We start from the raw sequence: 16,362 nt of genomic DNA, 5'->3' as shown, positions 1-16,362 counted from the left end.
CGTAAGGGTGATAACGGATTGATGCACCCATGGCCCGGGAAATCCACCTCTGTTGGGGGATCGACCACCAGGGGGCCGTGGTGGACCAGACGGACCGGTACGCCGACCGCGCTCTCGCCCGCGACCCGATCGCGATCGTCGGGCTCGCCGGGATGTTCCCCAAATCCCGCGACGTGCGCGCCTTCTGGGACAACATCGTGACCGGCCGCGACTGCACCGAAGAAGTCCCCGCCGCCTGGTGGGACCTCGAAGACCACTACGACCCCGACCCGCTCGCCCCGGACCGGACGTACGGGCGGCGGGGCGGCTTCCTCACCCCCGTGACGTTCGACCCACGGGAATTCGGGATGCCGCCCCGGACCGTGGACTCCACCGGACTCGTCCAGCTGCTCGGTCTCATGGTCGCCCGCGACGTGCTGCGGGACGCCGCACACGGCCGTCAGGGGTGGCACGAACCGTCGCGCACCGGCGTGGTGCTCGGCGTCTGCGGCACCAACTCCACACTCATGCCCCTGGCCGCACGGCTGCTGGCCCCCCTCTTCCTCAAGACCCTCCTCGCCCGCGGCCTCCCCGAGGACGGCGCCCGGCGCATCGCCCGCGACTACCTCAGGGGCCTCCCGGAGTGGACGGAGGACTCCTTCCCGGGCATCCTCGGCAACGTCGTCTCCGGCCGCATCGCCAACCGCCTCGACCTGCGCGCCGCCAACCACACCGTGGACGCCGCCTGCGCCAGCTCCCTCGCGGCCGTCCGGGCCGCCGTCGACGAACTCCTGGGCCGCCGCGCGGACGTGATGCTCACCGGCGGCTGCGACGCGGACAACTCCATCGTGTCGTTCATGTGCTTCAGCAAGACCCCGGCCCTGTCGCTCACCGGCCGGGTGCGCCCCTTCGACGCACGGGCCGACGGTACCCTCATCGGCGAGGGCATCGGCATGCTCGCCCTCAAGCGCCTGGCCGACGCCGAGCGCGACGAGGACCGCGTCTACGCCGTCCTGCGCGGCCTCGGCAGCTCCAGCGACGGCATCGCCAAGAGCATCTACGCCCCCTGCGGAGAAGGGCAGTTGGCCGCCCTCCGTCGCGCCTACGCCGACGCCGGCTGCCCGCCCTCCTCGGTGGGGCTGATCGAGGCGCACGGCACCGGCACGCCCGCCGGGGACGAGGTCGAACTGACCGCGCTCGGCACCCTGTTGGAGGGCGCCGGCCCTGTCGCCGTGGGCAGCATCAAGTCCCAGATCGGACACACCAAGGCGGCCGCCGGCGCCGCGGGACTGATCAAGGCCGCGCTCGCCCTCCACCACAGGCTCCTGCCGCCCACCATCAACGTCGACGAGCCCACCGCCGCCGCGGGCCGCACGCTCTACGTCAACACCGCCGCCCGGCCCTGGATCCGCGACCCCGGCCGCCCCGCCCGCCGCGCCGGAGTGTCGTCCTTCGGCTTCGGCGGCGTCAACTACCACGCCGTCCTGGAGGAACACACGGCCGCCGAAGGCCCCTGGCACCGCGTCCCCCGCGCCCTGCTGTGGCACGCCCCCGACCCGGCCGCCCTGCTGGCCCTGCTGGAGACCGGCGCCGAGCCCTGCCCCGGACCCGTCCCGCCCGGCCACGCCCGCCTGGGATGCGTCGCCGCCGCCGACGACCACCGCGCCCGGCTCCTCGCCACCGCCGCCGCGCGGCTGCGCGACCACCCCGACGCCCCGGCCTGGCGCCACCCCCTCGGTCTCCACTACCGCCGCGCCGCCCTCCCGCCCGGCACCCGGACGGCCGCGCTGTTCGCGGGACAGGGCTCCCAGTACACCGGCATGGGCCTGCGCGCCCTGCTCGCCGTACCGCCGCTGCGGGACGCCTTCGACGAGGCGAACGCCCTGTGGCCGCCCGGGGAGACACCGGCCGACGCCGCGTTCCCGCGCCCCGGCGGAGAGGACGGCGAACTGCTGAAGCGCACCGACTATGCCCAGGCCGCGATCGGCGCGCTGTCGGCCGGCCAGTACCGCTTCCTGCGCGGCCTCGGCCTCGCCCCGCACGCCGTGCTCGGCCACAGCTTCGGGGAGCTGACCGCGGTGTGGGCGGCGGGCGCCATCGACGACCGGTCCTTCACGGCCCTGGCCCGGGCCCGCGGCCGGGCCCTGCACCGGCGGCCCCCGGGCGGCGGGGACGACCCCGGCGCCATGGCCGCCGTCCGCGCGGACCGCGCCCGCGTCGCCGAACTCCTCACCGGATTCGGCGAGTTGGCGGTGTGCAACCACAACGCCCCGGACGAGCATGTCGTCGGCGGACCCACCGCGTCCGTCCACCGCTTCGTCGACCACTGCGCCCGGCGCTCCGTGACCGCCCGCCCGCTGCCGGTCGCCGCCGCCTTCCACACCCCGCTCGTCGGCCACGCCCTGGAACCCTTCGCGGCCGCCTGCGCCGGGATCCCGTTCGCGGCACCGCGGATCCCCGTCCGCCCCGGCGCCGAGGGGGCCGCCTACGGCCCCGACCCGGAAGCCGGCCGGCGGACCCTGGTGGAGCAGCTCCGCCGCCCCGTGGACTTCGCGGCGCGGCTGACGGAGCTGTACGAGGACGGCGTGCGCGTCTTCGTCGAGTTCGGCCCGGGAAGCGTGCTGTCCTCGCTCGTGGAACGCACCCTGGGCCCGCGCGCGGTCGAGGCGGTCGCCTGCGACCGCGGCCCGGGGACGGACAGCGCCCTGGCGCTCAAGGACGCGGTGGTGCGGCTGACCGTCCTCGGCCTCCCGCTCGGCGACGCCAACCACTACGACGTACCGCCCCCGCCGGAGCCCCCGGCCCCCTCCAGGGTCGCCCGGGTGCTGGAGGGCCCCGGCTTCGCCGCCCTGCGGGCCCGGCGGGCCGCGGACGCGGCGGCCGCCGCCGACGGGGAGACCCGCCCGCCGCTGCCGCTCGCCGCCGCGGCGGCCGACCCCCTGGCCCAGGCCGTGGCCGACCACCTGGCCGCCCATATCCGCTACCTGGACGGGCAGATGGAGACCTCCCGGGAACTCACCGGCCTGCTGCGGTCGCGCGCGGCGGACGGACGGGTGGACGAGGCGTTCGCCGCCACCGTCACGGCCATCGGCGAACAGGCCCTCGCCCTGGGCCGCGCCCACGCCCGCGCCGGCGAGGTGGTCACCGAACTGCTCGGCGGCACCGGCGACGGACAGGGCGTCGAGCCCCCGCGCGCGACACCGGACCCCGTCGTCGACATCCCGGCCGTGGAACCCGGCCCGGCCGACGACAGCCGGTCCGCGCCGGCCGCCCTGCTGTCCGGCGAGGAACCCCCGCCCCCCGCGCCACAGGCGGTCACGGACGTCTCGCAGGTCGGCCCCGAGGAGGTCGAGCGCGTCCTGCGGGGCATCGTCGCCGAGAAGACCGGCTACGACCTCGACATGATCGAACCGGACATGTACATCCAGGAGGACCTGGGCATCGACTCCCTCAAACAGGTGGAGATCGGGGCCGAGGTCTGGCGCCGCTACCCGTTCGTCAAGCGAGAGGACCTCTTCCGTCTGAGCGAGGCGCGCACCGTCGCCGAACTTACCGGCATGATCTGGGAATTGTTCGCCGACCCGCGGCTCTCGTCGGGGGGCGGCGGGGCCGTCCCGTCCGGCCGGGCGCGGATCACCCTGCGCGACCTGCCCCCGGTGGACGTGCGGACGGACGCCTGCCCCGACCGCCCGCGCGCCCTGCTGGTGGACGACGGCGGCGACCTGTGCGCCGCCCTCCGCACGGCCCTGGACGGGCGGGGCTGGCGCCTCGCCCGCCTGGCCCTGCCTGGCACCGCGCCCGGCGACGGCCCCGCGCCCCTGGCGGACTGGACCGAGGACGCCCTCGTGGACGGGCTGTCCGAGGCCCTGGCCGGCGACCCGGAGCTCGACCTGTGCCTCCTGCCGGTCAGCCGCTCCCGCGCCACGACCGCCGACGCGACGGTGACCCGGCTCGGGCACGCCCTCCTGACCGCCAAGCAGATCGTCCCCGTCCTGCGCGGGTCCGCCCGGGACGGCCGCCGCACCGCCTTCGTCACCGTGACGCAACTGGACGGCGCACTCGGCCACGAGGGCTCCGGAGGGGACCCCGTCGCGGCACTCGCCGGCGGCCTGGCGGGACTGGTCAAGTCCGTGGCCCTGGAGGCCGCCCCGGTGTTCTTCCGCGCGCTGGACTTCGCGCCCGGCACGGACCCCGCCGCGCTCGGCGAGGCGTTCGCCGAGGAGATCGCGGACGCCGCCACCGACGTCACCGAGGTCGCCCGGGACGGCCTGCGGCGCCGCACCCCGGACCTCCTGCGCTGTCCCGGGGGACAACCCTCGGACCCCCGGCCGGAATCACAGGCCCACGGCGACGCGGGGCAGACCCCGGTGACACCCGCGCCCGCCGCGCCACCGCTCACCCGGGACGACGTCCTGCTGGTCACCGGCGCGACCGGCGGAATCACCGCGTGGTGCCTCACCGCGCTGGCCGGGGAACACCGCTGCGGCTACCTGCTCGCCGGCCGCGCCCCGGCGGACGAACCGCGCGTCGCCTCCCTGCTGGACGCGCTGCGCGCCCACGGCGCACGGGCCGACTACGTCAGGGCGGACCTCCGCGACCCGCGGGCCGTCGAGCGGGCCCTCGCCCCGCACGCCCCGCGCGTCACCGGCGTCATCCACGCCGCCGGCGTCCTCGGGGACCGCCCGCTCGCGGAGATGACCGCGGAGTCCGCCCGGCCGGTCGTCGAGACTAAGCTCTCCGGACTGCACCACGTCCTCGCCGCCCTGGACGTCCCGCGGCTCCGGCACCTGGTGGTGTTCTCCTCGGTGGCCGGACTGTGGGGCAACGTCCGCCAGGCCGACTACGCGCTGGCCAACGAGGCGCTGGTCCGCTACGCCCGCGCCGTCGGCGCGCTCCACCCGGCGTGCCGGGTGCTCCCCGTCGTCTGGGGGCCGTGGGAGGGCGGCATGGCCGCCGGCGTCCATCAGTTGTTCACCGCGATGGGCGTGCCCGTCCTGTCGCGCGCGACCGGGACCGCCCACTTCCGTGACCTCATGGCCTCCGGGCCGGAGCCGGCGGGGACCGTCGTCGTCGGGCCCCTGGCACCCTGGTTCGACCGGGCGGACGAACTGCCGGACAGCGGACTGACCTGCCTGCGCCGCCTCGACGGCCTCGACCGCGATCCCGTCCTGGACCACCACCGCGTCGGCGACCACCCGTTGGTGCCCATGACGGCCCTGGTCGGCGCGGCCGTCAACGCCATCGAACGCGCCCGGGGCGGAGGGGCGCCGGTGACCTGGGCCACCGGCTTCCGCATCAACCGCGGCCTCTACCTCAACGGCGGCCAGCCGCACGCCCTCGGTCTGCGGATCACCCCGGGCGAGAGGACCGGCACCGCGCACGTGGCCGCCCGGGACGACGGCGACCGGGGCGGCCGCCCGCACTTCGAGGGAACCTTCGGCTGGACCGGGCCCGCCGGGGAAGCACCCCGCCTGGAACTGCCCGACTGTTCACCGTCGTCGGAGCTCCACCCCTGCTACGCCGAGGGCAGGCTCTTCCACGGCCCGTCCCTGGCCGGACTGCGCGGTGAGGTGCTGGAGGACGGCCCGCGCCTGACCGTGCAGGCGCGGCTGCCCGCCCCCGCGTTCGCCGCCGGCGCCTGGGCCGGCCGCCGTTACGACCCCTGCCTCGCCGACCTCCTGCTGCAGGCGGCCGCCCTGGTCGGCTACCGCAGCCACGGCATACTGTGCGCCCCCCTGAGCGTCGAACGGATCGACCTCCACGCGCCGCTGCCCGACGGCGAGACCTTCCTCGTCGTCGGCGAGCTGAACACGTCGAGCGTGCTGGACCTGCACTGCACCGTCACGGCCTGCGCCCCGGACGGACGGGTCCTCCAGCGGTGGACCGGCCTGCGGATGCTCGCCGTGGGGGAGGGCCGGCTCCGGCGCACGCTGGAGAACTTCTTCCCGGACACGTCCCCGGCGACCTGACGGAGGACCCGTGACCACCAGTGGGCCCATGGACGAACTCGGCTTCGACGGCGTCCCGTTGGCGCCCGGGAGCGAGCAGGCCCCGGGCGCCGGCACGTGCGACCCGGACGCGCTGGCTCTCGCCCTCGCACAGCAGGTCCAGCGGACGCACGCCGCAGTCGTCACGGCCCACCAGGCCCTCATCGACTGGCGGACCGGCCGTGGCGGACCCCGCGAGCCCACGGCTTCCGGCGCCGGACTCGTCCTGCGGGCGGCGGCGCGGGCCGTACCCGAGGCCGAGGCGCTCCGGCTGGTGTGGCACGGGCCCGTACCCGGGAACCCCGCGCGGCCCGAGGCCCGTACCGGCCCCGCGGGCTGCCGGATCCACGACGGCGACCGCCTCGTCCTCGACGTGACCACGGCCGGCCCGCCCGCGTCTTCCCCCGAAGTGCCCCGCCACCCGCCCGAGTTCCGCCCCCTGGCGGCCACCACCGTGCAGCGCCTCTCCGCCGCCGGCCTCGACGCCCTGGCGCGCGGCGAGTTCGCCGCCGTCCTCGGGCCGGGCTTCGACCAGGGCCACCTGGAACCCGGGCTGCGGCCCGAGCCCTGGGGCGGACAACTGCTCACCGGCGTCGAGGAGATCGTGCCGCACGGCGGCCGATGGCGGCAGGGCGCCTTCACGGCGACCGTCCGCCCCGCAGGCACCGGACCCCTGTGGCCGCACCTGGTCACGGCCGCCGTCGAGGCCCTGCGGGTGTACGCGTTCCACCGGGGCATGCACCTGTGCCTGCCCGGCGCCCACGCGGTGCCCCTGCCCGGCGCCCCCGCCGTGATCGTTCCGGCCGGGGCCGCCGCCGGGCCGCTCGTGCTGCGGGCCGAGGTGACGGCCCTGGGCATGATGCCGCGCCCGTACGCGACCGCCGAGTGCGAGGCCACCGACGCCACGGGCCGCGTGGTGGCCCGGCTCCACGGGATCGGCGTCGCCCTGTACGGCCGCCCCGAACTGGACGAGAGGATCCACGCCGACCGGGCGGACCTCCGCCGCACCGCGGCCGGCGGACGGGCCGTGCTCACCGAACTGCACATGGCGCACGCCGCCGAGGGGGAGTGGTGGCGGCTCGCACCCGAGAACCGGGGCCGGGACTTGCTGTGCGACGTGCGGCCGCGCCTCCCGCGCGGGGACCTCCTCATGATCGACCGCGGCGTGGCCGTCGACCGCGCCCCCGCCGGCCGGGACGCGAACGGCACGCGCGGCACCACGGAGTACGACATGCCGGCCGATCCCTGGTACGCCCGGGAGAACGGCGTCGACGAGGTGCCCCTCCTGGCCCTCATGGAAATCGCCCTGCAACCGGCCGGACTGCTCAGCGGCATCGCGCTGGACGTCGTCCTCGACCACCCCGACCGGAGCTACGTCTGCCGCAACCTGGAGGGCCGCGGACGGCTCCTGCGCGCCGCCGACCCGCGCGGCCGGACCGTCACCCAGCACATCACCCTCCTCTCCGTCACCGACCTGCCGGGCGCCTCCCTCCACCGCTACGCCTTCGAACTCGCCACCGCCGACGGGCCCTTCTACGCCGGCGAGGCCACCCACGGCTACTTCACCCAGGAGGTGCTCGACCTCCAGCAGGGCCTGGACGGCGGCCGTCGCGTACCCCCGTGGGAGACCCCGCCCGAGACAGTCCTCCGCCTCGACGCCCGCGAGGACCCCCGCCTGGGCACCGGGCGGCTCGCCCTCCTGGAGGAGCTGCTGATCGTGCCCGGGGGCGGCGACCACGGCGCCGGGTACGCCCGGTGCGCCAAACCGGTCCGGCCCGACGACTGGTACTTCGACCGGCACTTCTTCAAGGACCCCGTGATGCCCGGCTCCGCGGGCGTGGAGATGCTCGTCCAGGCCGTCCGCGCCTACGCGCTGCACACCGGCCTGACCGACGGACTCCCGTACGCCGGCCTCCGCCACGCCGTCGGCGAGGAGACGCAGTGGTCCTACCGCGGGCAGATCCTGCGCGGACACGGCCTGGTCCAGGGCGACGTCCACCTCCGCGAGGCACGCCGCGACGGCGACCGGCTCCTCCTGCGCGCCGACGGCAGCGTCTGGCGCGACGGCCTGCGCATCTACCACGTACGCAACATCGTGCTCACCAACCACCGCCCGGAGAAGCCCCGATGACGGCCGCCGGGCACGACCTCCACGCCGCCCTGTCCGCCCTGGACCGCCCCTGCTACGTGATCCGCACCGGAACCCGGACCGGCGTCTCCCACGACCCCCCGCCGCCCGGCGCCGCCCTCCTCGCCGCCGCCGGCCCGCTGCCCCCCGAACGGCTCGGCGCCCCCGGCTTCCCGCGCGCCCACGGCGTCCGGCGCCCGTACATGGCCGGGGCGATGGCCGGCGGCATCGCCGGCCCCCGCCTGGTCGCCGCCCTCTCCCGCGCCGGATACCTCGCCGCGTTCGGCGCCGCCGGGCTGCCCGGCGACCGGATCGACGACGCCCTCGCCGCCCTGCGCCGCGAACTCGGCGACCACGCCCCCTTCGCCTGCAACCTCCTCCACGCCCCCATGGCCCCGCACCTGGAACGGACCTGCGTCGACCTGTGCCTGAAGCACCACGTGACCTGCGTGGAAGCCTCCGCCTTCGTCCAGCTCACCCCCGACCTGGTGCGCTACCGGCTCACCGGCCTGCGCCCCGACCCGGCCACCGGCGTCCACGCCGGACACCGCGTCGTCGCCAAGGTCTCCCGGGAGGAGACCGCCGCCCTCTTCCTCCGCCCCGCCCCCGAACCGCTGGTCGCCCTGCTCCTCCGCGACGGGCGGATCTCCGACCGCCAGGCACTGCTGGCGCGTTCGGTACCCATGGCCGACGCCCTCACCGCCGAGGCCGACTCCGGCGGGCACACCGACCGCCGGCCGCTCACCGTGCTGCTCCCGGCCCTCGCCCGGCTGCGCGACCGGCTGCTGCGCGCGTACGACCGGCCGCCCGTCGTCCACCTGGGCGCGGCCGGCGGCCTGGGCTGTCCGCACGCCGTGGCCGCCGCCTTCGCCCTGGGCGCCGACTACGTGGTCACCGGCTCCGTCAACCAGGCCACCGTGGAGGCGGACACGGCGCCGGGCGTCAAGCGGCTGCTCGCCGGGGCGGGCGTCGCCGACTGCGTGATGGCCCCGGCGGCCGACATGTTCGAACAGGGCGTCCAGGTGCAGGTCCTGGGGCGGGGGACGATGTTCCCCGTCCACGCGGCCCGGCTGTACCGGCTCTACCGCGACCACGAGAGCCTGGAGGCCCTGCCCGCCGCCGAGCTGCGGCGTCTGGAGGAACGCGTCCTGCGGCGCCCGCTCCCGGAGGTCTGGCGGGACACCGCCGCGTACCTGGCCGAGCACGACCCGGACCAACTCGCCCGCGCCGAGCGCGATCCCCGGCACCGGATGGCTCTCTCCTTCCGCTGGTACCTCGGCATGTCCTCCCGGTGGGCCACCGCCGGGGACACCGGCCGGGCCGCCGACTGGCAGGTCTGGTGCGGTCCCGCGATGGGGGCCTTCAACCGGTGGACCGCCGGAACCGCCCTCGCCGCACCGGAGAACCGGCACGCGGCCGTCGTCGCCGACCACCTGCTGCGCGGGGCCGCGTACCGCACGCGCGTCGCGCACCTGACGGCGCACGGCGTGCGGATCCCGGCGTCCTGCGCGGACCACCGGCTGCCGGACGCGGGCGAAAACCGGCTGGACAGCGACACCGGCCACCATTCAAGATCATTCCCATGACTGCACCGAGCCCCCGCGCCGAACGCGCCGTCGCCCTGGCCGCCGAGGCCGGCCGCCGGTTCGGCCTGCGCGCCGACGAACCCCGCGTCCTCCACGACGTCTTCAGCGTCCTGGTGCACCTCGCGCCCGAGCCCGTCGTCGTCCGCGTCCCCTCCCTCGCCCCGGCGGACCCCGCGGAACTGGTGGCCAGGCAGCGCCGCGAACTGGCCGTCGCGGGCTGGCTCGCCGACTCCGGCGTCCCCGTCGTCGGCCCCAGCCCGCTGGTGCCCCGCGAGCCCGTCGAGGCCGGCGGGACGTCCATGACGTTCTGGGAGTTCGTCACCGAGACCGACCCGCTGCGCGACCTCCCGCAGGACGACGCCCAGGCCCTGGAGGACCGCTTCACCGAACAGACCGGCTGGACGGCCGAGTTGCACGCCGCCCTCGCCGGCTACCCCGGTGACCTGCCCGTCCTGTCCCCCCTGGTCCCCGCGATCGGCGAGGCGCTGACCGCGCTGAAGCGGGACCCCCGCTCGCTCACCCCCGCCGACCTGGACCGCGCGGAGCGCGAGTACGCGGTCCTCGAAGCCGTCACGGCCGACTTCTCCGCCCGCTTCCCCGAGGCCCGCCTCCAGGCGGTGCACGGCGACTCGCCCGCCTACAACCTGCTGCGCACCGCCGAGGGCCACCGCTTCGCCGACTTCGAGGACGTCACCCTCGGCCCCGTCGAGTGGGACCTGGTGGGCTCGCCCCCGCGCGCCCTGGAGGCGTACGAGCGGGCGAGCGGCACCCGGATCGACCACGAGCTGCTGGAGTTCATGACGGGGGCGCGGATGCTCCAGACGCTGGCCGCGCTGACCGTCGTGCCCCAGGTGCCGGAGCTGGGCCCGGCGCTCATGACGTGGGTCGATCAGTGGCGGGCACGGAGCCCGCTCACGCTGTAGCCCTCACGCCGCAGCCCTCACGCCGCAGCCCGGTTCTGGAGGGACCGGACGTTGTCCCCGAACGTCCAGCCCTTCGAACCGTCCCAGTTGACCGACCAGGTCATCAGTCCCTTCAGGGCCCCGCCGTAGCGGTTCCACGCCTGTTTTACCAGGTCAGGGGACATGTACCCGCCTCCGGCCCCGGGCTGGGCCGGCAGGCCGGGGACCTGCTTGTCGTACGGCACCCGGATCGTCGTGCCCTGTACGACCAGCCCCTTGTCCAGGCAGTCCGTCTGCGCGACGAACCCGGCGACCGTGCCCGCGGAGTACGAGTCCCCGGAGCAGCCGTACATATTTCCGTTGTAGTACTGCATATTGAGCCACCACAGCCGGCCGTTGTCCGCGTACCTCTTCACGATCGGCAGGTACGCGCCCCAGATCGACCCGTAGGTCACGCTGCCCCCGGTCACGTACGCCGTCTCGGGCGCCATCGTCAGCCCGAATCCGGCGGGCATGCGTGCCAGCACCCCGTCGATGATGCGGACGAGATTGGCCTGCGAGACGGACAGCGTGCCGATGCTCCCGCTGCCGGTCAGCCCGGTCTCCAGGTCGATGTCGATCCCGTCGAAGTTGTACTTCGTCAGGATCGGCACCACCGTCTCGACGAACCGGTCCGCGACGGCTGCGGAACTGAGATCGATCCCGGCCGCCGCGCCCCCGATCGACATCAGGATCGTCGCCCCCGCCGCCTTCGCCCGGCACATCTCGGCCGGCGTCGCGACCTTGACGGTCGCGTCCATCCCGTCCTCCCACAGCGCAGTGCCGTCCGAACGGATCACCGGGAAGGCCGCGTTGACGACGTTGTACCCGTGCGCGGCGATGCGCCCGTCCGTGATCGGCGTCCAACCGAACGGCGGATGCACCCCGTTGGCCGCGCCGTCCCAGTTCTCCCAGTAGCCCTGGAGCACCTTGCCGGCGGGCCTGGGCTTGGTGGGACACGTGTCGTCGTACCGGGGCGCGGAGCGGGCGGTCACGGCTAGGGCGAGGGTCAGCGCCAGGGCGAGGAGGGGGGCCAGGGCATGTCTCAGTGGGGGTGGTATTCGGCCGATGGTCATGCCAGGGAAGGTAGGAGCGGGCGCATAGGGCGTCAATAGGTCTGGACCATATCCGGGTTCGCGCGTCAGCGGGTTCCGGCTCCAGTTCAGCTTCCGCCGAGCCGGTCGCGGGTGTCCGTGCCTGGCCGGGGGAGCAGCAGGGTGATCCGCAGGTCCGGATGGTCGACGACGCGGAACGTCGTCCGGTCGAACCGCAGGTATCCGGCCGACGGATGCTCGACGCGTTTCGTCCCCAGAGCCGTGTCCTTGACCTCCTGCCGCGCCCAGAGCCCGGCGAATGCCTCGCTCCGTCGCGAGAGGCGGGCAACGATACGGGCGAACTCCATGTCCCCGGGATAACGGGCGGCGTCCGCACGGAACTCCGCGACCAGGGACGGAGCCATCGCCTCCCAGTCCCGCATGTGGTGGAACGGGCCGTCCGCCGGCAGGAATCCGTCCAGGCAGCTCTCAGTCGCGCGCACATCTCCGAAGACCGTGTGCACCGCCCGGTTGCCGTACAGGAACCGCCAGTGCCGGTCCAGGACGTAGGCGGGGTTCGGCAACCATTCGTCCACGACGCGCACGACACTCTCCGGCGTCACGTCCCGCTGCGCGGGCGGCTCGCCGGGGACGTGTCCGGCCAGCCGGTAGAGGTGGGCGCGTTCTGCGGCGTCGAGCCGCAGCGCCCTGCCGACGGCGTCCAGAACGGCCGTCGTCACCGAGATCCGGCGCCCCTGCTCCAGCCAGGTGTACCAGGTGAGGCCGATGCCCGCGAGAGCGGCCACTTCTTCGCGCCGTAGCCCCGGGGTGCGACGCCGCTCGCCTGTTGGCAGACCGACCTCCCCGGGGGGCAGCCGTGCCCTGCGGCTGCGGAGGAAATCACGTAGTTCTTCCCGGCGTTGCTCGTGGCGTGCTTCTTTCATGGTGGTCACAGCAACAGCATAAGGGGCAACTTGGCCCGTCCGGCCCGAGCGGTGAGACTGACGAAAGTGCGCAGGGACTACGGCACATCGATCCGCTCGTGTGAGGTGGTTGAATTTGTCGCGGGTGAAAAGTGAGCAGGAGACGGCCGGTTCAGAAGTGGACCGTGCCGAGGAGAAATCCGAACCGGCTGCCGCGAGCAGGTCCGAATGGGCGGCCCTATGGGGCCTGTTGCTCGGCGCTTTCATGGGATTCATCGACATCTTCATCGTCAATGTCGCCAGTCCGTCCATCCAGGACGAGATGAACGCGTCGTTCGCGGACATCCAACTGGTGCCCGCCGGCTATACCCTTGCCTATGGGGCCGGCCTCGTGACCGGCGGCCGGCTCGGCGATCGCTTCGGGCGACGACGTGTCTTCGCCGTCGGCACCCTCGCCTTCGGACTGACCTCCGCGGCCTGCGCGGCCGCGCAGAGCCCGGGCGTCCTCGTCGGGGCCCGGGTGCTCCAGGGGCTGGCGGCGGCGGTCATGCTCCCGCAGATTCTGGCCCTGGTCCAGGTCGTCTTCCGGCGTCCGGGGGAACGGGCCCGCGCCATCGGCATCTACGGCGCGGTCATCGGCTCCGGGGTGGTCGCCGGTCAGATCCTCGGCGGCCTGCTCATCAGGTGGGACGTGGCGGGTCTGGGCTGGCGTGCCGTCTTCCTGGTGAACCTGCCGCTGTGCGGCGTCGTGCTCGCCGGTACGGGAGCCGTCGTCAGGGAACCCGGGAAACGGACGCCCACCCGGCTGGACCTCGGCGGCGTCCTCCTGCTGGCCCCGGGGCTGTTCGGCCTGCTGCGCCCCGTCGTCGTCGGGGGTGACCGGGGTTGGACAGCGCCGCTCGCCGTCGAACTGTCCGCCGCCGTCCTGCTCCTGATTCTCTTCATCGTCTGGGAGCTGCGGGTGACGCGCTCCGGAGGAGTGCCCCTGCTGCCGCCGCGCCTGTTCAGGCAGCGCGGATTTTCCCTGGGGCCGCCCACTGCGCTGTTCTTCTACGGTGTCAACGGCGCGTTCGTCTTCCTGCTGGCCTTCTACCTGCAACGCGCTGCCGGACTGTCCCCGTTGGCGGCCTCGCTGGAATTCGTCCCCATGGCCGTTCTGACATCGATCGCGTCGATGCTGTGCGGGAGACTCGAAGCCCGCTTCGGGAGGCAGGTCGTGCCCATGGGCGGAATTCTGATGGCCGCCGGGCTCTTGGCGGTGTGGGCGGTTCTGGAGACGGTGGCCGACCCGGGCGGTCAGGCGCTGCCGCTCGTGCCGGGCCTGTTGGTCTACGGGTTCGGCGGTGGCATCGTCGCCACGTCGCTGATCGGGCGGGCGCTGGCAGGTGTCGCCCCGGAGGACGCCGGTGCCGCTTCCGGCGGCATCCTCACCGCGGTCCAGGCGTCGGAGGCCCTCGGCGTGGCGGGGATCGGCGCGCTGTTCGGCGCGTTGACGGAGACCGGGGGATACGTTCACGGTCTTCGGGTGTGCGTCATCGTGCTGACCGGGCTGTCCTTGGCGACCTCCGGGCTTCTCCACTTCCCGGTGCCACGGCCCTCCACCGGGCGGTAGGCCGTGACCGGTGGGAACACCTCCGCCACCGTGGTGACTTGTACCACCCTGCCGCCCGGCTAACTACCCCGACTACCGCCTGAACTACCGGAGACCGTCCGTGCCCTACCGCTACCGGTGCCCTCATTGCGCGACCACCTCCCGCCCATACCGCTCCCGATCCGGAGCCCTCGCTCACGGCGAGCTTCACCGCCGGGACCGACACGGAGGTGACCACCCCGACGGAGAGTGCATCGTGGAGTCCCGACGCTACCGGCCGAGTCCCACCGAGGTCGTCGTCACTGTGGCGGTCCTCGCCGCCTTGGCGGCGGCCTTGGTAGTCAGACTCAACTGATCAAGCCCCGGAGTCCCGTCAGCAGGCGCAGGGGCCGCGTGCCCGTATCCACCCCCTCAACCCCCAGGAAGAACCGCCATAACGGCTCTCAGCACGACCACGGACAAGATCGCGGAGTACGAGATGAGCGAGAACGAGCGGGGCAGGTACGGGTACTGCTGCTGTTCGGCGCCAACGGCCAAGACGGGCGTTCGGTACCAGCGGCGCTATGCGGCGAGCGTGGTGTGGATGCGTTCGCGGAGGTCCCGGACGGCTGGGATGGCGATGTGGCTGCGCATGCTGGTGGCGAGGCAGCGTAGCGGGCCGGCGGCGCGGTGGGAGCTGATCTCCTCGGTGAGATCGAGGGCGCGGTGAGCGGTGGCGCAGGCGCGTTCGGGATGGTCTTGGCGCCATTGGGCGTCGGCTTGCCGGGCGAGGAACAGGCTCTGGGTGCGGATGCGGTCGGCGGGGAAGAGCGCGGCGGTCTGACTGAACAGTCTTTCCGCATGGGTGGGTTGGCCGAGGTCGAGGTGGGTGGACGCCTGGGCGCCCAGCAGTTCAGCCTCGTCGAACCAGCCGACCCACTCGGGGTCCTCGCCGGTGTGCCGGTCGGCGGTGGCCAGGAGGTCGGCCGCGCGGTCGAGGTCGGTGAGGGCGTCGGAGTTGTGCTGGTGGGCGCGGGCGCGGGCCCGGCGGGAGAGGAGCATCGCCTCGACGCGGCGGGTGCTGCGGCCGCGGGAGGCGGACAGCGCGGCTGCGGTCATCGCCTCGGCGTCGGCGGCGCGGCCGGAGTTGTTGGCAGCGATGGACCAGAACGCCAGGATGTGGCTGCCGAGGGCGGGATCTCCGCTCGCGTGGGCTGAGTGCAGGGCGGAGTTGAACAGGGCATCGGCGCAGGTGTCCTGGAGGTCGAAGATCGCCCAGGCGTGCATGCGGGTCAGGTCGGCCGCGGCGGCGTGAAGGCGGGCGCCGTGGGCATCGCTGTACGAGCGGTCTTTGAGCAGGCGCACGAGCATCTGCTGGCTCGAGGCGGTTTCCGTCAGAAGCTGGCCGCCACCGTCGAGGTCGTCGGCGTGGCGCAGTTGTCGGACGCGTTGTTCGATGTGGGCGACAGCGGCCTCGCCCAGGCGGCGCCCCTGGGTGATCTGGCCGGCCGCCGCGGGGTCGGCGGTCAGCCACGCCCACAAGGAGGCCGTCAGGGCGACCCCGGTGAGCTGGGTGAAGTGCCGTCGCAGCATTTCGATGTTCTCCCTTCCGGACACTTCTCCGAGTGCCTGGATAGCGCCGGGTGCGTCCCAGCTGTGGACGGTGGGTTGCTGCAATGGGTCCAGGGCCAGCCAGCGGGGCCAGGGGTACAGATCGACCGCGGTGGCGGGGATGTTGAACAGCTCGGCGATCAGGTACTGGGTGGGCAGGTCCGGCTCGCGGCCGCGCTCCCATCGGTACACGCCGTCCCGGCCGGTGCCGACGTGAACGTGGCGTTCCTCGCCGAGGTTGCAGATGAGTCGCGCAAGGTGGGGCGGCTTCCAGCCGCGCGCGATTCGTGCTCGTGCCAGCAGGTGCATCCCGCACCCCTTCCGCTCGCCGAGCCAGGGCCGAACATATCGACGGTAGCGGGGCAGTTGGGTCCGGGGGAATGGCTGCCGACGATGCTCGGTGATGCTCCCGGCCGCATCAGAGCGCACCCTGCCCACGCCTTCCTCCAGGCGCATGGTGCCGGGATGGTGATGCTGCGCAGCCCGCCGACTGGCCCTGCGGAGACCGTGGCAGCAGGGCGAGGCAGCGGGAGACCGTCTGGCAGGTTTCGGGCTCATCGTGCATGTCGCGTTGCCCCACAGGGCCGGGCGGTACCCGCTTGT

The 16,362-nt window shown here is 74.1% G+C and carries 8 protein-coding genes; 5 read left to right on the top strand and 3 right to left on the bottom strand.

The genetic code is table 11. The features are described from left to right. Positions 1–29 precede the first annotated feature (29 nt). Genes I5Q34_RS03140 through I5Q34_RS03125 form a run of 4 tightly spaced genes read left to right on the top strand, consistent with a single transcriptional unit; the run spans position 30 to position 10,603 of the window. Positions 30–5,948: a type I polyketide synthase gene (locus I5Q34_RS03140; protein WP_199890505.1), complete on the top strand. Its 5,919-nt coding sequence runs from the start codon at positions 30–32 to the stop codon at positions 5,946–5,948. Positions 5,949–5,958: 10 nt separating this feature from the next. After that, entirely contained in the window at positions 5,959–8,097 is a 2,139-nt protein-coding gene (locus tag I5Q34_RS35710; RefSeq protein ID WP_199890504.1) for a 3-hydroxyacyl-ACP dehydratase, read from the top strand. Further along, the gene (locus I5Q34_RS03130) at positions 8,094–9,680 is read left to right on the top strand and encodes a PfaD family polyunsaturated fatty acid/polyketide biosynthesis protein (protein WP_199890503.1); all 1,587 of its coding nucleotides are present in this window, start codon (positions 8,094–8,096) and stop codon (positions 9,678–9,680) included. Before I5Q34_RS35710 ends, I5Q34_RS03130 begins: the two co-directional genes overlap by 4 nt. Continuing rightward, positions 9,677–10,603, top strand: a complete 927-nt coding sequence (locus I5Q34_RS03125; protein WP_199890502.1) for an aminoglycoside phosphotransferase family protein — start codon at positions 9,677–9,679, stop codon at positions 10,601–10,603. Before I5Q34_RS03130 ends, I5Q34_RS03125 begins: the two co-directional genes overlap by 4 nt. Before the next feature lie 17 nt (positions 10,604–10,620). On the opposite strand, the gene I5Q34_RS03120 is transcribed toward I5Q34_RS03125, so the two are convergent. Next, entirely contained in the window at positions 10,621–11,697 is a 1,077-nt protein-coding gene (locus I5Q34_RS03120; protein ID WP_199890501.1) for a chitinase, read from the bottom strand. Positions 11,698–11,783: 86 nt separating this feature from the next. Continuing rightward, complete coding sequence (locus I5Q34_RS03115) at positions 11,784–12,599, bottom strand: helix-turn-helix transcriptional regulator (RefSeq protein WP_199890831.1); 816 nt, start codon at positions 12,597–12,599, stop codon at positions 11,784–11,786. 124 nt (positions 12,600–12,723) lie between these two features. Between I5Q34_RS03115 and I5Q34_RS03110 the strand changes: the two genes are divergently transcribed. Beyond that, a complete protein-coding gene (locus I5Q34_RS03110; RefSeq protein WP_374192967.1) occupies positions 12,724–14,190 on the top strand; it encodes an MFS transporter in 1,467 nt (488 codons plus the stop codon). A 540-nt stretch (positions 14,191–14,730) separates the two neighbouring features. On the opposite strand, the gene I5Q34_RS03105 is transcribed toward I5Q34_RS03110, so the two are convergent. Continuing rightward, positions 14,731–16,068, bottom strand: a complete 1,338-nt coding sequence (locus I5Q34_RS03105) for an XRE family transcriptional regulator (RefSeq protein ID WP_234428250.1) — start codon at positions 16,066–16,068, stop codon at positions 14,731–14,733. Positions 16,069–16,362: the final 294 nt, after the last annotated feature.

Origin of the sequence: Streptomyces sp. AV19 (genome assembly GCF_015999245.1) — a bacterium.
GTDB lineage: Bacteria > Actinomycetota > Actinomycetes > Streptomycetales > Streptomycetaceae > Streptomyces.
The sequence above is the reverse complement of the archived record's forward strand: the minus strand, read 5'-3'. Positions and strand labels throughout refer to the sequence as shown.